Annotated in this window: 18 protein-coding genes; 13 read left to right on the plus strand and 5 right to left on the minus strand. The window is 69.2% G+C overall.

The window, feature by feature from the left end; all coding sequences use genetic code 11:
• Together FL311_RS27080 and FL311_RS27085 are read right to left on the minus strand one after the other, a co-directional pair.
• Window positions 1–1,171: hypothetical protein (locus tag FL311_RS27080; RefSeq protein ID WP_141329413.1), on the minus strand; the 1,171-nt coding region annotated here is incomplete at its 3' end.
• A gap of 90 nt (window positions 1,172–1,261) precedes the next feature.
• Window positions 1,262–1,678 carry a hypothetical protein gene (locus tag FL311_RS27085; protein WP_141329415.1) on the minus strand — a complete coding sequence of 139 codons (417 nt, stop codon included), beginning with the start codon at window positions 1,676–1,678 and terminating at the stop codon, window positions 1,262–1,264.
• Window positions 1,679–1,762: 84 nt separating this feature from the next.
• Here FL311_RS27085 and FL311_RS27090 point away from each other — a divergent pair, with 84 nt between their 5' ends.
• Window positions 1,763–2,362, plus strand: coding sequence for a histidine phosphatase family protein (locus tag FL311_RS27090; protein ID WP_141329417.1), 600 nt, complete (start codon window positions 1,763–1,765; stop codon window positions 2,360–2,362).
• Window positions 2,363–2,365: 3 nt separating this feature from the next.
• Here FL311_RS27090 and FL311_RS27095 read toward each other — a convergent pair whose 3' ends face one another.
• From FL311_RS27095 to FL311_RS27105, 3 genes are all read right to left on the minus strand, one after another.
• On the minus strand, window positions 2,366–2,842 hold the full coding sequence (locus tag FL311_RS27095) for a hypothetical protein (RefSeq protein WP_141329419.1): 477 nt from the start codon (window positions 2,840–2,842) through the stop codon (window positions 2,366–2,368).
• A gap of 159 nt (window positions 2,843–3,001) precedes the next feature.
• Complete coding sequence (locus FL311_RS27100; RefSeq protein WP_141329421.1) at window positions 3,002–3,565, minus strand: aminodeoxychorismate/anthranilate synthase component II; 564 nt, start codon at window positions 3,563–3,565, stop codon at window positions 3,002–3,004.
• Window positions 3,562–5,055, minus strand: coding sequence for an anthranilate synthase component I family protein (locus tag FL311_RS27105; RefSeq protein ID WP_141329445.1), 1,494 nt, complete (start codon window positions 5,053–5,055; stop codon window positions 3,562–3,564). The genes FL311_RS27100 and FL311_RS27105 overlap by 4 nt, the downstream gene beginning before the upstream one ends.
• A gap of 299 nt (window positions 5,056–5,354) precedes the next feature.
• Here FL311_RS27105 and FL311_RS27110 point away from each other — a divergent pair, with 299 nt between their 5' ends.
• From FL311_RS27110 to FL311_RS27165, 12 genes are all read left to right on the plus strand, one after another.
• Window positions 5,355–6,380 carry a ligase-associated DNA damage response exonuclease gene (locus tag FL311_RS27110; RefSeq protein WP_228557106.1) on the plus strand — a complete coding sequence of 342 codons (1,026 nt, stop codon included), beginning with the start codon at window positions 5,355–5,357 and terminating at the stop codon, window positions 6,378–6,380.
• A gap of 3 nt (window positions 6,381–6,383) precedes the next feature.
• On the plus strand, window positions 6,384–7,979 hold the full coding sequence (locus FL311_RS27115; RefSeq protein ID WP_141329425.1) for an ATP-dependent DNA ligase: 1,596 nt from the start codon (window positions 6,384–6,386) through the stop codon (window positions 7,977–7,979).
• A complete protein-coding gene (locus tag FL311_RS27120; RefSeq protein WP_141329427.1) occupies window positions 7,966–10,533 on the plus strand; it encodes a ligase-associated DNA damage response DEXH box helicase in 2,568 nt (855 codons plus the stop codon). The genes FL311_RS27115 and FL311_RS27120 overlap by 14 nt, the downstream gene beginning before the upstream one ends.
• Window positions 10,503–11,156, plus strand: a complete 654-nt coding sequence (gene pdeM / locus FL311_RS27125; RefSeq protein WP_141329429.1) for a ligase-associated DNA damage response endonuclease PdeM — start codon at window positions 10,503–10,505, stop codon at window positions 11,154–11,156. The genes FL311_RS27120 and pdeM overlap by 31 nt, the downstream gene beginning before the upstream one ends.
• A gap of 1 nt (window position 11,157) precedes the next feature.
• Complete coding sequence (locus FL311_RS27130) at window positions 11,158–11,535, plus strand: HNH endonuclease (protein WP_141329431.1); 378 nt, start codon at window positions 11,158–11,160, stop codon at window positions 11,533–11,535.
• Window positions 11,536–11,994: 459 nt separating this feature from the next.
• Window positions 11,995–12,657, plus strand: a complete 663-nt coding sequence (locus tag FL311_RS27135) for a cytochrome c3 family protein (protein WP_141329433.1) — start codon at window positions 11,995–11,997, stop codon at window positions 12,655–12,657.
• Window positions 12,654–15,809, plus strand: a complete 3,156-nt coding sequence (locus tag FL311_RS27140) for a TAT-variant-translocated molybdopterin oxidoreductase (RefSeq protein WP_141329447.1) — start codon at window positions 12,654–12,656, stop codon at window positions 15,807–15,809. The genes FL311_RS27135 and FL311_RS27140 overlap by 4 nt, the downstream gene beginning before the upstream one ends.
• 3 nt (window positions 15,810–15,812) lie before the next feature.
• Window positions 15,813–17,216: an NrfD/PsrC family molybdoenzyme membrane anchor subunit gene (gene nrfD / locus FL311_RS27145; RefSeq protein WP_141329435.1), complete on the plus strand. Its 1,404-nt coding sequence runs from the start codon at window positions 15,813–15,815 to the stop codon at window positions 17,214–17,216.
• Between the two features lie 4 nt (window positions 17,217–17,220).
• Entirely contained in the window at window positions 17,221–17,766 is a 546-nt protein-coding gene (locus FL311_RS27150) for a DUF3341 domain-containing protein (protein ID WP_141329437.1), read from the plus strand.
• On the plus strand, window positions 17,763–18,356 hold the full coding sequence (locus tag FL311_RS27155; protein WP_141329439.1) for a cytochrome c: 594 nt from the start codon (window positions 17,763–17,765) through the stop codon (window positions 18,354–18,356). The genes FL311_RS27150 and FL311_RS27155 overlap by 4 nt, the downstream gene beginning before the upstream one ends.
• The gene (locus FL311_RS27160; protein WP_141329441.1) at window positions 18,353–19,591 is read left to right on the plus strand and encodes a hypothetical protein; all 1,239 of its coding nucleotides are present in this window, start codon (window positions 18,353–18,355) and stop codon (window positions 19,589–19,591) included. The genes FL311_RS27155 and FL311_RS27160 overlap by 4 nt, the downstream gene beginning before the upstream one ends.
• A partial coding sequence (locus FL311_RS27165; protein WP_141329443.1) for a hypothetical protein occupies window positions 19,588–19,977 on the plus strand: 390 nt, incomplete at its 3' end. The genes FL311_RS27160 and FL311_RS27165, both read left to right, overlap by 4 nt.

Genomic DNA, 19,977 nt, shown 5'->3' on the forward strand with positions numbered 1-19,977 from the left:
GGAACACTCGCCGGCCCTCCGCCTCGAACACGTGCTTCCACCCCAGAGCCGCCAGGAAGCAGACCCCCAGCCCAAGGAATGGAACGAGCTTGGTCGGATAGCGAAACACACGCCACGGAGGCACCCACGTGTACAGGGCCTCGTAGAGCGGCAGCGCGTCCCCCAGCGAGAGCCCCACGACGAACAGCCACACGCCGCCCCAGAGCCACAACCTCCGGGAGCGGCGATTCACCCAAGCCGCCACCCCCGCGAGCAGCAGCACGGGCACACCCAGATACAGCGACCCCACCCAGAAGCTCGCGTATCCCGAGGGCGCCAATTTGGTGACGATGGCCAGCGTCACGTCCGGCCGCTCGTCCGGAATCTCCAGATAGGCCCCCAGCAACGGCTCGAGCAGCCGCAGCGGATGCACCGCGTACTCCTGCGCGATGTCGAGCGTCCTGCCACCCGCCTGAGCCGTCCCCATCAACGCCGCGGACGAGAACAACTGCGGCGAGGCCAGCAACGTCCCCACCCCCAGCACTCCCAACACGGACACGAGCCGGGCCCGCCGCGACTCCACGGGCGAGGAGAGCGCCAGCAACACCACCAACCCATACGTCACGCAGAACGCCTGCACGTCCCCCGCGAGCAGCACCAGCGCCAGCACCAGCCCCGCGAGCAGCAACCTCCCCGCCCCCGGCGCACGAAGGTGACGCTCCGTGGCCCACAGCGCCCACGGCACCGTGGCCGCGGCCATCAGGTAGCAGAGGTTGTTCGTGATGCAGACCAGGTAGCCGCTGAAGGCATACGCCATCCCCGCGAGGAACGCCCCCGCGCGAGGCACCTCCCACAGCCGCGTCAGCGCATACACCCCCAGCAGCGCGACCGGGAAGCACAGCAGAATGTTCGCGTTGAAGGCGTGGTGCAGGGAGAACAGCAGGTACAGCAGCTTGCTCGGATGGAACGGCGCGACGACCAGCGTGCCCGCGAAGGGCTGACCGAAGCCATCCAGCGTCAGCCACTCCGGAATCCGCCCGCTTAGCACCGCCTCCCGCCAGTAATGGAACGCCGGCAGGTAGACGTACAGCGAGTCGCGCGCGCTGAACATCTCGCCGGTGGCGAACACCCGGGAGAAGTAGAGCGCCGTGAGCGCCGACGCACAGGCCACCAGCAACAAGCACTGGGACATCCGCGCGTCACGTGGCGGAACACTCGGAGGCAGGGAGGGGGCAGGAGGCTCTGGAGAAGACACGCGAGCCCCGAGCATACCCAACCCCGCTCACGGCGTGGCGGAGCGGGTCTTCTCCCAGATGGGCCGGTAATCGTACGTCGGGTAGAACTCCGTGCGGAACGCGCCCCACGCGCCCTTCTCGAACGCGAGGTTCACCTCGCGCAGCTTCTCGGGAGGCAGGCGCACCGTGACGACCTGCCCCACGCCCATCATCACGTACCAGGACACCACCTCCACGCCCGCGGGCGGGAAGCTCTTGCGAAAGCCCGTGCGGTCCAGGTGCGCGTTGATCTCCTCCAGCGTCTTGCCCTGGTCGTGCTTCATGAAGATGGTCAGCAACATCGTGCCGTCCGCTCCGCCACCCTTCGCCGCGGCGGACTGCGCGTGTCCGGGCAGGGCCAGCGTCAGCGCCAAAAACGACGCGAGGACGAACGACACATGGGGAATCGAACGAAGCGAGTGCATGGACACAAGGCTACTGTCCGATCGCCACCGCGTGTTTCATGAAACGCGCGCCGAGCCCTCGCCGGGTGGCACAATCCGGCCCCTATGAAAACGCGCGGTCCCCAGGTGGTGCTCGTTCGTCACGGAGAGACGGCATGGAGCCGGGGTGGGCAGCACACGGGGCGCACGGATGTCCCGCTGCTCGAGGCCGGACGGAAGATGGCGGCGAAGCTCGGTGAGCCCCTGCTCGCGTGGGACTTCGCCCAGGTGTGGACCAGCCCCCTGAGCCGCGCCTTCGAGACCTGCGCGCTCGCGGGCTACGGCGAAGGGGCCGTGCGCCGCGACGACTTGATGGAGTGGGACTACGGCGACCACGAGGGCCGCACCGGCGCGGAGATTCGCGTGGAGCATCCCGGCTGGACGGTGTGGAAGGACGGCGTCCCCAACGGCGAGACGGCACAGCAGGTGGGCGCTCGCGCGGACCGCGTCATCTCCGACCTGCGCCAGCAGACCGGCGACATCCTCATCTTCTCCCACGGCCACTTCCTGCGAGTGCTCGCGGCGCGGTGGCTGGGGCTCGCGCCCTCCGACGGGCGCCTGTTCCTCTTGAGCACCGGCTCCATCAGCGTGCTCGGCGCGGACGGGCCGGATGCCGCCCAGCCGGCGCTCGCCGGCTGGAACGACACCACCCATCTCAAGCCATGAGGCTCAGCAGCCGCAGCTCAACACCCCGCCGCTGGCCTGCTCGTAGTCGGTGCACGACGCACCCGCCGGATTGAAGCAGACGCGGTAGCGCTCCTGCGTACCGATGAGCGCCGGGTTGGGCTCGCGATAGAGGATGCCGCAACACGGGGGCAGCAGCTCCTGGCCATCCTTGGACACGGTCGCCTCGGGAGCCACGCCGTACGGACAGCCCCAGGGGTCCTCCTCGCAGACCCAGGTCGAGCCGCAGGTGCTGGCGTTGGCGCCGCAGTAGCTGCCACCCACCGCGTACCAGGGGGACCAGTTCGCGCAGGAGTCGTAGCCCGGGCACTGGCCCAGCGACGAGTCCACCGTGGTCAGCTCCGCCTCGTCCATCGGGACGCCCGCGCCAGCCTCGGCGGACGGCTCCCCACCACACGCGCCCAGCACCAGCGCGCCGAACATCGCGACCAGACCGCGAGACATCGCACTTCGCACGTTCATCGTGGGCTCCTCCCGGCGCCGACTCCTGGATGGAGCCTCGGTCGCCGGAAGGGCCCACGCTATGCGTGTGGCTTTTCCGTCAAGAACGTCGGAATTGTCGGGCGCCAGACAGTGTCGCCAGCCCGACAATCCCCTCGTACTCCAGGGCGATGTCCCCTCTCAGAGACGCCCCTCCAGGAAGTTGCGGACCAGGGTGGGCCCCTCGGGGGTGAGCACGCTCTCGGGGTGGAACTGGAAGCCCACGACGGGCCGCTCGCGGTGGCGCAGCGCCATGATGAGCCCGTCCTGACTCCACGCCGTGGCCTCCAGTGACGCGGGCAACGAGGACGCCTCGACCACCAGCGAGTGGTAGCGCGCGGCCTGGAAGCCCTGGCTCGCGCCGGTGAACACGCCCGAGCCCTCGTGCCGGATGCGCGCGGACTTGCCATGCACGGGCTCGGGCGCGCGGATGACGTTGCCGCCGAAGGCCGCGCCGATGGACTGGTGCCCCAAACACACGCCGAGCACCGGCACCTTCGATTGCGCGATGGCGGCCACGCTGACCCCGGCCTCGTGCGGCGTGCAGGGCCCTGGGGAAATCACCAGGTGCGACGCGCCCTCGGCGGCGATGGCCTCCACGGTGAGCGCGTCGTTGCGCACCACCTTCACCTCGGCGCCCAGCGTGTAGAGGAGCTGGACGAGGTTGAAGGTGAACGAGTCGTAGTTGTCGATGACGAGGATCATCGCCCACCTCCCTCACGGGCCAGCCGGAGCGCGGCGGCCATGGCGCCGGCCTTGGCCTCCGTCTCATCGGCTTCCTTCGACGGCACCGAGTCCGCGACCAGCCCGGCGCCCGCGGTCCAGAACGTCTTGTCACCGTCGACGAAGAAGGTGCGCAGCGCGATGGCCACGTCCAGCGTGCCGCAGAAGGACAGGTAGCCCACCGCGCCCGAGTACGGCCCGCGTCGCTGCACCTCCAGCTCGTCGATGATCTGCATCGCGCGAATCTTCGGAGCCCCGGACACGGTGCCCGCGGGGAACGTGCTGGCCAGCGCGTCGAGCGCGTCGAACTTCGAGTCCAGCTTGCCGCGCACCTGCGAGACGATGTGCATCACGTGGCTGTAGCGCTCGATGACCATCAGGTCCTCGACGCGCACCGAGCCGGGCGCCGCCACGCGGCCCACGTCGTTGCGGCCCAGGTCCACCAGCATGATGTGCTCGGCGCGCTCCTTCTCGTCCGCGAGCAGCTCCTTTTCCAGCGCCAGGTCCTCCGCCTCGGAGGCCCCACGTCGGCGAGTGCCCGCGATGGGCCGCACCACCACGTCCCCGTCGCGCACCTGCACCAGCAGCTCCGGCGAGGCGCCCACCAGCGCGCGGGCCTCGCCCATCTCCACCAGGAACAGGTACGGCGAGGGATTCACCCGTCGCAGCGCGCGGTAGAGCGACAGCGGCGGAGGCGCGCCGCGAGCCTCGAAGCGCCGGGCGAGCACCACCTGGAAGATGTCACCCGCGCGGATGTACTCCTTGGAGCGCTCCACCGCGGCCTCGTAGCCGGCGCGGTCCCAACAGGCGATGGGTGCCGAGTCCCCCTTCATGCGCGGCGAGGGCACGTAGGCCTCGGAAGGCAGCGGCTTGAGCAGCTTCTCCGCCATGGCCTGCGCGCGCTCCTCCGCGTCCTTCAGCGCGTGGGCCACGCTGCCATGGAGCGACGGCCGCGCAATCGCGGTGACCTTGAGCGTCCCGGTGCGCGAGTCGTGGGTGACGAAGTCCTCGCAGATGAGCCACTCGGAGTCCGGGAACGAGGTGTCGCGCGGGTGCCGGTCCGGGACGGTGGGCTCCATCCACGAGATGCAGTTGTAGCCCATGTACCCCACGAGCCCGCCCAGGAACGGGGCCTCGCCCGGCAGTCGCGCCACCGCGAGCTCGCGCCACAACGTGCGCAGGACGTCCAGCGGCTTGCCCTCGCGTCGTTCCTCGCGCGAGCCACGCCACAACGTGGCCCCCCGTGCGTCCAGCCGCACACGCCCCGCGGCGTGAGTGCCCACGTGGCTGTAGCGCCCGAAGCGCTCGCCGCCGTAGCACGACTCGAGGATGAAGCCGCGCGAGCCTCCGCCCAGCTTCAGATACGCCGACAGCGGCGTGTCGAGGTCCGCCGGCAACTCCACCGACACCGGCACCGACTCGCCCTGCTCCGCGCGTTGGCGATACGCCGCCTTCCGCTCCTGTGCATCCATCGTCATGACCTTTCCCCCGCGACCAGTATCACCCGTCCCGGACAGCGACGGGGAGCCGCGCCCGCGCCTCACTCCTCGCGAGCAGAAACCACGGTTCGCGACGGCCACACCGGTGTAGCGCGGAGCCCCCGCCCCGGGCGAGGGACATCGCACCCGTTCACGACGCCGGGATATTTCCGTGCATGCAGGGCAGGCGCGGGCGATGGGCGCCTGGCGAGCATGCCGGCGAGCGACCCAGGTGAGAGGCACGCGCACCCTGGGTGGTCACCCCTGGAAGCCCTCGTTATTTCAGAAGGACTGTGGACGCCTCCGTCTCCTTCAACCCTCGAAGGCCGCTCGTCACGGTGACGCCCCAGGGGCTCTTCTGTGAGCCCGGGAGCTTCCACATCGACCCCTGGCAGCCGGTGGAGCGGGCCCTCATCACCCATGCCCATGGCGACCACGCGCGCTCCGGCCATCAGCGCTACCTGGGCGCCCGAGCAGGCGAGTCCCTGCTGCGGCGCCGCGTGGGGGCTACTTCCGCCATCGACACATTGGACTATGGCGAGCCGCTGAAGATTGGCGACGTCACCGTCAGCTTCCATCCCGCGGGGCACGTGCTGGGCAGCGCGCAGCTCCGCCTGGAGCACCGGGGCGAGGTGTGGGTCGTCTCGGGCGACTACAAGCGCGCGGCGGACCCGACGTGCGCGCCGTTCGAGGTGGTGCGCTGCCACACGTTCATCACCGAGGCGACGTTCGGCCTGCCCATCTTCCGCTGGGACGACGCGCGGCTGGTGGCGGAGGACATCCTGCGGTGGTGGGACGCCAACCGCGCCGTGGGGCGCTCGGTGGTGTTGTTCTGCTACGCGCTGGGCAAGGCGCAGCGAATCCTCGCGGAGCTGGCGCGACTGACGGACCGGCCCGCCTTCATCCACGGGGCGATGCACGGCCTCGTGGATGCGTACCGGGAGGCGGGGGTGAAGATGATTCCCACGCAGCTCGTGTCGGAGGTGGAGAAGGGCACGTCCTTCGCGGGGGCGCTGGTGCTGGCGCCGCCGAGCGCGGGCGGCTCCACGTGGATGCGCCGCTTCGGGGAGATGGAGACGGGCTTCGCCTCGGGGTGGATGAGGGTGCGCGGCAACCGGCGCAGGCGCGGCTTCGACCGGGGCTTCGTCTTGTCGGACCACGCGGACTGGCCGGACCTGCTGCGCACGGTGGAGGACACTGGAGCGCAGCGGGTGCTGACCACGCACGGCTCCGCGGAACCGTTGGCGCGCTACCTCCGCGAGAAGGGTGTGGATGCCTCCCCGCTGGCCACGCCCTTCGAGGGCGAGGCGGAGGACTGACGCGTGCGACGACTCGCGGACCTGTACGAGCGGCTGGACCAGACCATGTCCACCAACGCGAAGGTGGACGCGCTCACGCGCTACTTCACGGAGGCGCCGCCCGAGGACGCCGCGTGGGCGCTGTACTTCCTCACGGGACAGAAGCTGAAGCGGCTGCTCACCACGAAGCTGCTCGTCGGATGGACGCAGGAGCTGACGGGCATCCCCGACTGGCTCTTCGCGGAGGTGTACGCGTCCGTCGGTGACCTGGCCGAGGTCATCGCGCTGCTCCTGGACAACCTGGAGCGACCCGCCGAGCCGGAGGAGCTGCCGCTCTCGGTGTGGCTCACCCAGCGCCTGTTGCCCTTGCGTGAGCTGGACGTGGCCGAGCAGCGCGAGCAGGTCGTGTCCTGGTGGCGCTCGATGCCCCGGCGCGAGGTGTTCCTCCTGAACAAGATGCTCACGGGCGAGCTGCGCGTGGGCGTGTCCTCCACGTTGGTGGTGCGCGCGGTGGCGAAGGTCGCGGGGCTGCCCGCGCCCGACGTCGCGCATCGGCTGATGGGCACCTGGACTCCGTCGCGCGAGTTCTTCCAGCAGCTCATCTCTCCGGATGTCTCGGACGCGGAGAGCTCCAGGCCGTATCCGTTCTATCTGGCCTCGCCCCTGGAGCAGCCCCCCGAGGCCTTGGGCGAGCTGTCAGACTGGCTGGTCGAGTGGAAGTGGGACGGCATCCGGGGCCAGCTCATCCACCGTCACGGGGACGTGTACCTGTGGAGCCGGGGCGAGGAGCTGCTCACCGAGCGCTTCCCTGAAATCACCGAGGCCGCGAAGGCCCTGCCGGAAGGCACCGTGCTGGACGGCGAGGTGCTCGCGTACGAGGACGGCAAGCCCCTGCCCTTCGCGCGGCTCCAGCGTCGCATCGGACGACAGAAGCTGACGGCCAAGGTGCTCGCGGAGGCCCCCGCGGCCTTCATCGTCTACGACCTGCTGGAGCACGAAGGACAGGACATCCGCTCGCTGCCGCTGAACGAGCGACGCGCACGCCTCGATACCTTGTTGAAGGCGCATCCCCGCTTCCCCATCTCGCCCGCGGTCGAGGCGGAGTCATGGGAGGTGCTGGCGCACACGCGAAGCGAAGCCCGCGAGCGCAACGTCGAGGGCTTCATGCTCAAGCGCAAGAGCTCCGCATACCTCACGGGCCGCAAGCGGGGTGATTGGTGGAAGTGGAAGATCGACCCGTTCACCGTGGACGCGGTGCTGCTCTACGCGCATCCGGGACACGGGCGACGCTCGTCGCTGTACACGGACTACACCTTCGCGGTGTGGAACGGGACGGACCTGCTGCCGGTGACGAAGGCGTACTCGGGGCTGACGGACGAGGAGATTGGCAGGCTGGACCGCTGGATTCGCTCGCACACGCGGGAGAAGTTCGGACCGGTGCGCTCGGTGGAGCCCGAGCAGGTCTTCGAGCTGCACTTCGAGGGCATCCAGTCGTCACCGCGTCACAAGTCCGGCGTCGCGCTGCGCTTCCCACGCATCGCCCGGTGGCGCACGGACAAGAAGCCCCAGGACGCCGACTCACTGGATTCGCTCAAGGAGCTGCTCCATGCCGGCGCGTAGGTCGCCTTCGCTGAAGGCGCAGCTCCAGGCCCGACGCAAGGCGCTCCGAGGCGAAACCCAGACACCCTCCCCTCCCAAGCGCCGCAAGCGGACGACCCCACGTGAGCGAGTCACCGGAGGCCCGCCGCCGATGGAGCGGCTGCGCGCGTGGTTCGCGTCGAAGGGTTGGACGCCCCATGCGTTCCAGGAGGAGTCCTGGGCCGCGTACGCGAGAGGCGACAGCGGGCTCATCCACGTCCCCACCGGCGCGGGGAAGACCTATGCCGCGTATCTCGGCCCGCTCGCGGACGTGGTGGAGCATGGCGAGACGGGGCTCCAGATTCTCTACGTGACGCCGCTGCGCGCGGTGTCGCGAGACGTGGAGCGGGCGCTCCTCGAACCCTTGAGCGTGCTGGACACGGACCTGGACGTGGAGAGCCGTACCGGGGACACCTCGTCATCCGTGCGTCAGCGTCAGCGCGAGCGGCTCCCCGAGGTGCTCATCACCACCCCGGAGTCCCTCTCCGTGATGCTGTCGAACGAGCGGGCACCGGAGCTGTTCTCCTGCCTGCGCGCCGTCATCGTCGACGAGTGGCACGAGCTGCTCGGCTCCAAGCGGGGAACACAAACGGAGCTCGCCCTGGCGCGGCTGCGTCACTTCGCGCCGCGACTTCGCACCTGGGCGCTGTCCGCGACGCTGGCCAACCTGGACGAGGCCGCGCGCCATGTCGTCGGCACCGGGCACACGCCCACGCTCATCAGCGCGGACATGGAGCGCCCCGTCGAAGTGGAGACGCTGTTGCCGGAGACGGTCGACAGCTTCCCCTGGGCGGGCCACCTGGGCTTCACCATGCTGGCCGGCGTGGCGGCGAGGCTGGACCCGAAGCAGTCCACGCTCATCTTCACCAACACGCGCTCACAGGCGGAGCGCTGGTACGAAGGTCTCCGTTTCGCCCGCCCCGAGTGGGAACACCTGCTCGCGCTGCACCACGGCTCCATCGACAAGGAGGAGCGCGAGCGCGTGGAGCGCGGCCTCAAGGACGGCACGCTGCGCTTCGTGGTGTGCACCTCCTCACTGGACCTCGGCGTGGACTTCGGCCCCGTGGAGCGCGTGGTCCAGGTCGGCAGTCCCAAGGGCATCGGCAGGACGCTCCAGCGCGCGGGACGCGGAGCCCATCGCCCCGGCGCCACCTGCAACATCCTCTTCGTGCCCACGCACGCGCTGGAGCTGGTGGAGATGGCCGCTGCCAGGGATGCCCTCGCGCGCAAGGAAGTCGAGCCACGCCATCCCCCCACCAAGCCCCTGGACGTGCTCGCGCAGCACCTCGTCACCTGCGCGCTCGGCGGCGGCTTCACCCGCGAAGCCCTGCGAGAGGAGGTCCGGAGCGCCACCGCCTACGCCAGCCTCACCGACGAGGAGTTCGACTGGACGCTCACGCTGGTGCGCGAGGGCGGCCCCACGCTGAGCGCCTACCCCGAGTTCCGCCGCGTGGAGGAGCACGACGGCCGCTTCGTCGTGAAGGACCCACGCGTCGCGCGGCTGCACCGGCTCAACATCGGCACCATCGCCTCGGACGCGATGGTGGAGCTGCGCTACTGGACCGGGGGCCGCCTGGGCAGCGTGGAGGAGTCCTATGTCAGCCGCCTGCGCCCCGGAGACACCTTCCAGTTCGGCGGCAAGAAGCTCGAGTTCAACCGACTCCAGGGGCTCACCGCCTACGTGCGCCCCGCGAAGACGAAGGTGACGCGAACCCCGCGCTGGGGCGGAAGCAGGCTGCCGCTGTCCACCTCCCTGGCGGCCGCGGTGCGACGCACGCTCGATGCCGCGCGCCACGGTGACGTCACCTCCGATGAGCTGGCCGCCGCGTGGCCCGTGCTGGAGACCCAGGAGAAGCTGTCCCGCATCCCCGCGGCGAACGCGGTGCTCGCGGAGCTGTGCCACACGCGAGACGGTCACCACCTCTTCCTCTATCCCTTCGAGGGCCGACGGGTGCACGAGGGCCTGGCCGCCCTGCTCGCCCTGAGACTGACGCGGCTGCAGAAGGCCACCTTCAGCGTGTCGGTGAACGACTACGGCCTGGAGTTGGTCACCCCCGCGCCCTTCCCCTTCGAGGAGGCGCTGCGCCCCGCGCTCTTCACGCGCGAGCACCTGGAGGAGGACGTGCTGGAGAGCGTCAACGTGGGTGAGCTGACGAAGCGCCAGTTCCGCGACATCGCCCGCGTCGCCGGGCTGGTGCTCCCGGGCCTCCCCGGCGCCCGCAAGTCCACGCGACAGGTGCAGACGAGCGCCGCCCTCCTCCACGACGTCTTCGCCCGCCATGACCCCGGACACCTGCTGCTGCTCCAGGCCCGACGCGAGGTGCTCGAACAACAATTCGAGCAGGGCCGCTTGGAGCACGCCCTGGAGCGACTGGAGGCGGGCCCCGTGGAGCAGGTCCATGTCCGCAGGCCCACACCCCTGGCCTTCCCCCTGGTCGTCGAGCGCATCAGCGCCAGCGTCTCCAATGAGTCCCTGCTGGAGCGCGTGGAGCGAATGAAGGAGCGATGGACCCGCGACGATGCCAGGTCCGCGTAGGCGGCACCCCGCTGGAGCTCCTCCCGGAGCGGGCCCTCTTCTGGCCCGAAGCCCGCACGCTCGCCGTGGCCGACCTCCACTGGGGCAAGACGGAGAGCTTCCAGCGCCACGGCATCCCCCTCCCCCTGGGCGTGCTCGACGAGGACCTGGCCCGGCTGTCCTCCGCCCTCAACTCCACCGAAGCGCGCCGGCTGCTCGTCCTCGGTGACCTGGTCCACGCCCGCGAGGGCCTCACCCCCACCCTCGTCCAAAGACTCGCAACCTGGCGTGAGTCCCACGCCGATGTGACGATGGTGCTCATCCGGGGCAATCATGACCTCAGGGCCGGCCCGCCGCCGGACGCGTGGCGCCTGGACGTCCACGACTCCCACCTGGATGAGGGGCCCTTCCGCTTCGCCCACCACCCCACCCCCGAGACAGGTCGCTACGTGTGGGCGGGGCATCTGCACCCCACGGTGCGGCTGTCGGCTGGCCGGGACAGGCTGCGTCTCCCATGCTTCCACCTGGGCCAGCAGGTGGGAGTCCTCCCGGCCTTCAGCGCCTTCACCGGCGGCTTCGACATGACCCGCCGCCCCGGCGAGCGCGTCTTCGCCCTCGCCGGCCCTTCCGTGGTCGAGGTGTAGGATGAGCACCGCCAAGCGCCGCAGGATCCTGGGCATCATCGCCACGGACCTCACCTTCGAGCGCACCGAACACCGGGGACGCGAGGCCTGGCTGGGCAAGTGCCTGCACTGCAACGCCCACCTGCTGGTGGGCCTGGATGGGGAGCCCATCAGCCGGGCCACCATCGAGCACATCGTCCCGCGGACCGCCGGCGGCACCGACGGCCTGGAGAACCTGGCGCTGGCGTGCGCCCGCTGCAACCAGGGCAAGGGCACCCGCCACGACCCCCACTACCACCGCGATGCCCGCGCCCGGGAGCTGGTCGAGAAGCTGCTCGCCCGCCGCCGCGAGCGCTGGCGCGCACCGGATGGGGGCGACGAGGACTCCGACCCGGAGTGAGCCACCTCACGCACCCGCGCCGCGCGACCTGTCTGTGAGGGCCGACACGCGCATCCGGGGGCGGCTGAAACAGGGCTGTTGATCCGTCTCAGACGGAAACGACTCAACGTCGCTTCCGCCCGCCAGAAGAGAGATTCATCGCTTCCGGACCGCGATTTCCCGCCTCCGCGCGAGGAAATGGTATCCCACGGCCACAACATCAGAATGGTTGACACTGCGGTGTCGATGGTCAATGGTCCCGCGCCGCGCTGGGTTGGACAGGAGGAGGGACCCGCCCGCGGCAACATCCATAGAGGTTTCGTTGGACGTGACTGCTTCGTCTTCCGCGCGCCAGGAGCCGCCCCCCCGCCCCCACGGGGCCGGGATCGTTCCGCCGCTGTTCGCGTCGAGTCACGCGTTGGCCTCTTCCTCCTCCTCGTTCACCGTAGTCGTTGAAGCCCCCTTGCCCATGGTCCTGGTATGAGCGGCCCTCTGTTTCCACGCTGGACGAACACGGTGTCTCGGCTCTCCGCCGCGGCGCTTCTTGCCGTGCCCGCCATCGGCATCGGCGGCCTCATGGCGTACGTACGGTCTCCGTACGTCACGAACCAGCAGATGCCCGTCGAACAGCCGATCGAATTCGACCACCGCCACCACGCGGGTGACGAGAAGATCGACTGTCAGTACTGCCACTGGTCCGTGGACAAGGCGCCCTCCGCGGGCATCCCGTCCACCACCGTGTGCATGTCCTGCCACGCACAGGTCTGGAACAAGAGCCCGTACCTGACCGAGGTGCGCAAGGCCTTCTTCGCGGACATGCCCATCCAGTGGGTGCGCGTCCACAACCTGCCCGACTTCGTCTACTTCAACCACGCCATCCACGTGAACAAGGGCGTCGGTTGCGCCACGTGCCACGGCCGCGTGGACCAGATGGGCGCCATCGAGCAGGCCGCGCCGCTGACCATGGCCTGGTGCCTCGAGTGCCACCGCAACCCCGAGCCGAACCTGCGGCCCGCGGAGTTCATCACGTCGATGACGTGGACCCCGCCCAAGGACAAGGCCGAGGCCGCCGCGCTCGGCAAGAAGCTGAAGGAAGAGTACGACGTCCACTCGCGCGAGAGCTGCTCCACATGCCACCGATGAACACGAAGCGCGACGGCGCCCCGTCGCAGGAGTCCTCTTCCTTCGCGCTCCCGGTCGTCTCGGACCGGCCTGCCCCGGCGCCCGACGCCGTGGGTGAGGCGCTGGACCACGCCGCCCGGCACGCGAACTCCTCCGAGCACGGCTACGGCCAGACGTACTGGCGCAGCCTCGAGGAGAAGCTGGGCACCTCCGAGTACCTGGAGGAGACCCGCCCCGAGTTCCCCGCGGGCGCGGACCTGCCCCCCTCCGGCTTCGTCCGCCGCGAGTTCATGCAGCTGCTCGGCGCGTCGCTCGCGCTGGCTGGCGCCACGGCCTGCAGCACCCGTCCCCAGGACGAGAAGCTGCTGCCGTACACGAAGACGCCGCCGGAGGTCACCCCCGGCAACCCGCTGCACTACGCGTCCGCGATGACGCTGTCGGGCCACACCTCCGGCCTGCTCATCACCGCCCGCGAGGGTCGCCCCGTGAAGATCGAGGGCAACCCGGACCACCCCATCAACCAGGGCGCCGCCTGCACCTTCGAGCAGGCGTGGCTCCTGTCGCTGTACGACCCCAGCCGCGCCCGCGTGCTGCGCCAGGGAAAGAGCCCCCGCGCCCTGCGCGTGCTCCAGGAGACGCTGGCGGGGCTGGCGACCAAGGCGGCCAACGGCGGCTCGCGCGTGCGCTTCCTCACGGAGGCCGTGGGCTCCCCGCTGACGGGTGACCTGCGCAACCGCATCCTGAAGAAGCTGCCCAACGCGCGCTTCTTCAGCGCGTCCTCCCACCAGGACAACAGCGCGGACGCGCTGCGCACGCTGTTCGGCGGCCAGCACGTCACCGCGCTGTACGACTTCGCCAACGCGGACGTCGTGCTGTCGCTGGACGCGGACTTCCTGGAGAGCTGCCCGGGCAACCTGCGCCACATCCGCGAGTTCGCGGACCGCCGCGACCCGCGCAAGGGCAAGCTCAACCGCCTCTACATGGCGGAGGCCCGCTTCTCCATCACCGGCGGCATGGCCGACCACCGCAAGCGCCTGAAGTCCCGGGAAATCCTGGGGCTGGCCGCCGCCGTGGCCCAGGCCGTCGGTGGCACGGCCGCGTCGCTCGCCGCCCCGGCCGCCGCCAAGTCGGAGCTGCGCGGGGACATGGGCAACTGGGTGCAGGCGGTCGCCGCCGACCTGCGCGCCGCCGGTCCGGGCCGCTCGCTCGTCATCGCGGGTGAGCGTCAGCCGGCCGCCGTGCACGCGCTGGCCCACGCCATCAACGACGCGCTCGGCAACGCCAACAAGACCGTCCGCTACGTCCAGGCGTCCATCGCGGAGGCCACCGGCCTGTCGCAGGCGCGCGCCCTGGTCGAGGACATCGAGGCGGGCCGCGTCGACACGCTGGTCATCACCGCCTACAACCCCGTCTACACGCTCCCCGCGGACGTCGGCCTGGCCAAGGTGCTCAGCAAGGACCACCCCAACCGCGCCAAGCTGAACGTCATCTACACGGGCCTCTACGAGGACGAGACCAGCGCTCACGCCGACTGGTTCATCCCCGCGGCGCACCCGCTGGAGACGTGGAGCGACGGCCGCTCGGTGGACGGCACCGTCGCCATCGCGCAGCCGCTCATCCAGCCGCTCTTCGCGGGCGTGCCGGAGGCGGAGCTGCTCGCCATGTTCCTGGACGAGCCCTTCCGCCCCGCCTACCAGCTCTTGCGCGACTACTGGCGCGGCCAGTCCGCCAACGCGGCGGACTTCGAGGCGCGCTGGGAGACGTGGGTGTCCCAGGGCTTCATCGAGAACACCGCGTCCGCCGCCGTGGCCACCGCCCCGGACTTCGGCGCCGCGGCCTCGCTGGTCGCGGGCTACACGCCCCCGGCCACCGGTGACCTCGAGCTGAACTTCATCACGGACTACAAGGTCTACGATGGCCGCTTCGGCAACAACTCCTGGCTGCAGGAGCTGCCCGAGCCCATCACCAAGATGACCTGGGACAACGCCGCGCTCGTCGGCCCGGACACGGCCAAGAAGCTGAGCCTGTCCCCCGGCGACCTGGCGGAGCTGTCCTACGCCGGCCAGAAGCTCACGGTCCCGGTGTGGGTGGTCCCCGGTCACGAGGACGACACCGTCACGGTGGCGCTGGGCTACGGCCGCGACGGCCTGCACGAGCAGGTCGCCAAGGGCGTGGGCTTCAACGCCAACCTGATTCGCACCAGCAAGAACCCCTGGTTCGACGGCGGCGCCACGCTCACCAAGGTGCGCGGCACCCACAAGTTCAGCCTGACCCAGACGCACTGGCGCATGGAGAACCGCCCCATCGCGCTGGACATGCCGCTGTCCGAGCTGGAGAACCCCTCGGTCGCCACCCAGCACACCCTGCACCGCGTGAAGGGTGAGCTGAAGCTGGGCATCCAGGACAACCTCGAGCCCTTCGAGTACAACGGCTACAAGTGGGCGATGGCCATCGACCTGTCGCGCTGCACGGGCTGCAGCGCCTGTGTCATCGCCTGCCAGGCCGAGAACAACATCCCCGTGGTGGGCAAGGCCCAGGTGGCCGTCAGCCGCGAGATGAACTGGCTGCGCATCGACCGGTACTTCGAGGGTCCGGAGAACGACCCGAAGATGGTCATGCAGCCCGTCGCGTGCGTGCACTGCGAGAAGGCGCCTTGCGAGTACGTGTGCCCGGTGAACGCCACCGTGCACTCGGACGAGGGCCTGAACGACATGGTGTACAACCGCTGCGTCGGCACGCGGTACTGCTCCAACAACTGCCCCTACAAGGTCCGCCGCTTCAACTACCTGCACTACACCGCGGACAAGACGGCCACCGAGAAGATGCTGATGAACCCGGACGTCACGGTGCGCAACCGCGGCGTCATGGAGAAGTGCACGTACTGCGTCCAGCGCATCGAGCGCGTTCGCATCGACGCGCGCGTCAAGAAGGAGCTCATCAAGGAGGCCGACCTCAAGACGGCCTGCCAGCAGACGTGCGCCGCGCAGGCCATCGTCTTCGGCTCCCTCCACGACGAGAAGCAGCTCGTCTCGCAGCTCCATGAGGACGTGCGCGCCTACAAGCTCCTCCACGAGCTGGGCACCCGTCCGCGCACCGCGCACCTCATCCGCGTGCGCAACCCGAATACCGCCCTCGAGCCGGCCAAGGCCGCGCCGCAGGAAGGGAGCCACTAAGTCATGGCCGAGACCGCTGCCCACCACCCGCTCGACCCGCTCGAGCCACGGGACCTCGTCGCACCGCACCACGACGACAAGTCACTCAACGAGACGCTGCTGGACCATGTCTGGCGCAAGCCCGGCAAGGGCTGGTTCATGCTCTTCGGCCTGTCGCTCAGCGCGCTGGGTCTGCTCGTCATCGGTGTCACCTACACGCTGGCCCGCGGTATCGGCGTGTGGGGCAACAACCAGCCGGTCGGCTGGGCGTTCGACATCATCAACTTCGTCTGGTGGGTCGGTATCGGCCACGCCGGTACGCTCATCTCCGCCATCCTCCTGCTCTTCCAGCAGAAGTGGCGCACGAGCATCAACCGCTTCGCCGAAGCCATGACGCTGTTCGCCGTCATGTGCGCGGGTCTGTTCCCGCTGCTCCACACGGGCCGTCCCTGGTTCGCCTTCTGGCTGTTCCCGTACCCCAGCACCCTGGGCGCGTGGCCGCAGTTCCGCTCGCCGCTGGTGTGGGACGTGTTCGCCATCTCCACGTACCTCACGGTGTCCGCGCTGTTCTGGTTCGTGGGCCTCATCCCGGACCTGGCCGCGCTGCGTGACTCGTCCAAGACGAAGCTGCAGCGGACCATTTACGGTCTGTTCGCGCTCGGCTGGCGCGGCTCCGGTCGTCACTGGCACAACTACAAGATTGCGTACCTGCTCTTGGCCGGCCTCTCCACGCCGCTGGTCGTGTCGGTGCACACCATCGTTTCGTTCGACTTCGCCGTCTCCCTGCTGCCCGGCTGGCACGCGACCATCTTCCCGCCCTACTTCGTGGCCGGCGCCGTGTTCAGCGGCTTCGCGATGGTCATCACGCTCATCGTCCCGGCGCGCAAGTACCTGGGCCTCAGGGACGTGATTACGGACCGGCACCTGGAGAACATGAACAAGGTCATCCTGGCGACGGGCCTGCTCGTCTCCTACGGGTACCTCATGGAGCACTTCATCGCGTGGTACTCGCAGAACCAGTACGAGTTCTGGACGTTCTACGTGAACCGCGCGACGGGCCCCTACGCCGGCGTGTACTGGCTGATGATCGCCTGCAACGTCATCACGCCGAACATCTTCTGGTTCAAGAAGTGCCGGACCAGCATCCCCATCATGTGGGTCGCCTCCATCGCCGTGAACATCGGCATGTGGTGCGAGCGCTTCATCATCATCGTCACGTCGCTGAGCCAGGACTTCCTGCCGTCGTCCTGGGGCATCTACACGCCGACGTGGGTGGACTGGAGCATCTACGTGGGGACGCTGGGCCTGTTCGGCACCCTGTTCCTGCTGTTCCTGAAGTTCGTGCCCGCGGTGGCCATCAGCGAGGTGAAGGAGCTCCAGCTCGAGCTCAAGCACGCCGCCCACCACAACAGCCACGGAGCGCACTAGAGTCATGGAAGCCAAGGTCCTCGATTCCTGGGTGCTGGCCGAGTTCGCGACGCCAGACATCCTCGTGGATGCCACCCGCCAGATGCGGGAGAAGGGCTTCCAGGGGATGGATACGTACTCCCCCTATCCGTTGCACGGCGGCTCGGAGGCCCTGGGCCTCCCGCCGTCGCGCGTGCCCTTCATCGCCCTGTGCGGCGGCCTCACCGGCATGGTGACGGCGCTCTCCATGCAGACGTGGATGAACACCGTCGACTACAAGCTGAACATCGGCGGTCGTCCGCTGCTGTCCCTGCCGGCGTGGGTGCCCATCACGTTCGAGCTGACGGTGCTGTTCGCCGCGTTCGGCATCTTCTTCGGTCTGTTGGGGTTGAGCCGGCTGCCGCAGCCGTACCACCCCGTCTTCGAGTCCGAGGAGTTCCGCTCGGCGTCCACGCACGGCTACTGGCTGAGCGTGCCGCACGCGACGGGCCAGGACTCCACGGCCGTCATCGACCAGCTCAAGGCCCTGGGCGCCACCCAGGTGACCGTCGTCACGGGAGAGAAGGAATGAGGTGGCTCATCCCCGCCGCCGGACTCGTCGCGCTGTCGGGCTGCGACGTCCCCTCGGAGTTCCTGCAGCGCATGGAGCACCAGGCCAAGTACGAGTACTACGAGGCCTCGGACTTCTGGGCGGATGGCCGCGCCATGCGCCAGCCCCCGGCGCACACCATCCCGCGTGAGCGCTTCGCGAGCGTGTCCGAAATCAAGGACCCCGTCGCCCGCCAGACGGCCGTCACCGGCCGCGCCAACGGGCAGCCCACGGCCACCATCCCCGTGACGGTGGACCAGGCGCTGCTGACGCTGGGCCAGCGCAAGTACAACATCGTCTGCTCGCAGTGCCACGGCGTGCTCGGCGACGGCAACAGCGTGGTGGCGGAGAACATGGCCCTGCGCCTGCCTCCGTCGCTGCTGGAGCTGGAGACCAAGCCCGCGGGCCACTTCTACACGGCCATCAACGAGGGCTACGGCGTGATGCCGTCCTTCTCCGGCGAGCTCGACGTGCGCGAGCGCTGGGCCGTGGTCGCCTACGTGCGAGCGCTTCAGGAAGCCCGCAACATCCGGACGGCCGGTCAGCAGCCCGTCCCGCAGGAGAACCGATGAGCCCCGCAGCCGAAGCCTCCGTTCCCCTCGAGCGCTACACCGGCACGCCGAAGCTGATGGTGCCGGCGTTCGGCGTGGGTGTCCTGGGCATCCTGGCCACCCTGGCCGTGTACCTGGCCACCGACGCGAAGGGCATCGCCGCCCACAGCTACCTGCTCGCCTTCACCTACTGGGTGGGCATCAGCGTGGCGTTCATCATCATGATCGCCATCTTCCACACGGCCAAGGCCAAGTGGCTCATCCTGCTGCGCCGCGCCATGGAGACGGGCGCGTCCACCATCCCCATCTTCGTGGTGCTCATCCTCCCGCTCGCCTTCATGGCGAACTACCTCTACCCCTGGCTGGACAGCTCCCCGCTGCGCGCCAACATCACGGGGCTGGAGTCGGAGCACCTGAGCCACAAGGTCCACTTCTACCTGAACCCGGCCTTCACGGCCTTCCGCCACGTCATCTACTTCGCGGTGTGGATCTTCGCCGCGTGGAAGCTGCGCAAGCTGAGCGTGCAGCAGGACACCGAGGGGGGCCTGGACTTCACCCGGCGGCTGCGCCGCTTCTCCCCGGGCATGCTGCCCCTGCTGGCGCTGACCATCACCTTCGCCTCCTTCGACTGGCTGATGAGCCTGACGCCGCTGTGGCAGTCGACCATCTTCGGGGTCTACTACTTCGCGGGCAGCTTCCTGTCGGCCTTCTGCATCCTGACCATCGCGGCGACGTACGCCCGGGGCCAGGGCCTGTTCGGCAACCTGGTGACGACGGCCCACTTCCACAACCTGGGCAAGCTGATGCTGGCCTTCACGGCGTTCTGGGCCTACATCGCCTTCTCCCAGTTCCTGCTGGTCTGGGTCGCGAACATCCCGGAAGAGGCGCCCTGGTACGGTGTGCGCATCTTCGGCGCCTGGAAGCCGGCGTCCATCGCCCTGTTCTTCCTGCACTTCGTGCTGCCGTTCTTCACGCTGCTGTCGCGAAATCTGAAGCTGCAGCCCCGCAAGCTGTCGCTGGTGGCCTTCTACCTGCTGGCGGTCCACGCGTTCGACCTGTACTGGCTCATCTGGCCGGCGCTGACGGGTGACAAGGGGCCCAACGTGGACGCGTTCACCATCATCACGCTCGTCACCTCGTTCGTGGGCGTGGGCGGCATCGCGGTGGGGTTCGCGCTGAAGAACGCGAGCAACAACTACACGATGCCGGTGAAGGACCCCTACATCGCGGAGTCCCTGAGGTACGTGCAGCCATGAAGAAGACCCAGGTTGAGCTCGAGTCGCGTGTCATCGTCGGCGCCCACGGTGTGGCCGCCGAGGAAGACCACATCGTCATGAGCAAGGTGGTGGGCATCGGTGTCGGCTCGCTCGTCATCTTCGCGGTGGGCATCGTCTGGGCCTACGCCATCCAGGTGCGCACGATGAAGGAGGCCCAGCCGGACGGTCCTCCTCCGATTCCCGCGGCCATGGGGCAGTACGAGGTGGGCATCGTCAACCAGCGCCTGTTCGAGCAGGACTGGCACGCCGAGGAGAAGATCGGCGGCCAGCAGCAGGCGCTCAAGGCCGGCTGGGGTGACCAGCCGGGTGTCAAGGCCCATCCGTCCCTGGACGAGGCCATGAAGACGGTCATCACGAAGCAGAAC

The organism is Myxococcus sp. AB025B, assembly GCF_006518215.1.
Lineage (GTDB): Bacteria > Myxococcota > Myxococcia > Myxococcales > Myxococcaceae > Myxococcus > Myxococcus fulvus.

Bases quoted from the DNA above. Each gene is read 5' to 3' on its own strand.
- FL311_RS27095 (WP_141329419.1), bottom strand. From the start codon at position 2,842: ATGAACGTGCGAAGTGCGATGTCTCGCGGTCTGGTCGCGATGTTCGGC.
- FL311_RS27140 (WP_141329447.1), top strand. From the start codon at position 12,654: ATGAACACGAAGCGCGACGGCGCCCCGTCGCAGGAGTCCTCTTCCTTC.
- FL311_RS27130 (WP_141329431.1), top strand. From the start codon at position 11,158: ATGAGCACCGCCAAGCGCCGCAGGATCCTGGGCATCATCGCCACGGAC.
- pdeM (WP_141329429.1), top strand. From the start codon at position 10,503: ATGGACCCGCGACGATGCCAGGTCCGCGTAGGCGGCACCCCGCTGGAG.
- FL311_RS27150 (WP_141329437.1), top strand. From the start codon at position 17,221: ATGGAAGCCAAGGTCCTCGATTCCTGGGTGCTGGCCGAGTTCGCGACG.
- FL311_RS27155 (WP_141329439.1), top strand. From the start codon at position 17,763: ATGAGGTGGCTCATCCCCGCCGCCGGACTCGTCGCGCTGTCGGGCTGC.
- FL311_RS27135 (WP_141329433.1), top strand. From the start codon at position 11,995: ATGAGCGGCCCTCTGTTTCCACGCTGGACGAACACGGTGTCTCGGCTC.
- FL311_RS27105 (WP_141329445.1), bottom strand. From the start codon at position 5,055: ATGGATGCACAGGAGCGGAAGGCGGCGTATCGCCAACGCGCGGAGCAG.
- FL311_RS27100 (WP_141329421.1), bottom strand. From the start codon at position 3,565: ATGATCCTCGTCATCGACAACTACGACTCGTTCACCTTCAACCTCGTC.
- FL311_RS27090 (WP_141329417.1), top strand. From the start codon at position 1,763: ATGAAAACGCGCGGTCCCCAGGTGGTGCTCGTTCGTCACGGAGAGACG.
- nrfD (WP_141329435.1), top strand. From the start codon at position 15,813: ATGGCCGAGACCGCTGCCCACCACCCGCTCGACCCGCTCGAGCCACGG.
- FL311_RS27120 (WP_141329427.1), top strand. From the start codon at position 7,966: ATGCCGGCGCGTAGGTCGCCTTCGCTGAAGGCGCAGCTCCAGGCCCGA.
- FL311_RS27160 (WP_141329441.1), top strand. From the start codon at position 18,353: ATGAGCCCCGCAGCCGAAGCCTCCGTTCCCCTCGAGCGCTACACCGGC.
- FL311_RS27085 (WP_141329415.1), bottom strand. From the start codon at position 1,678: ATGCACTCGCTTCGTTCGATTCCCCATGTGTCGTTCGTCCTCGCGTCG.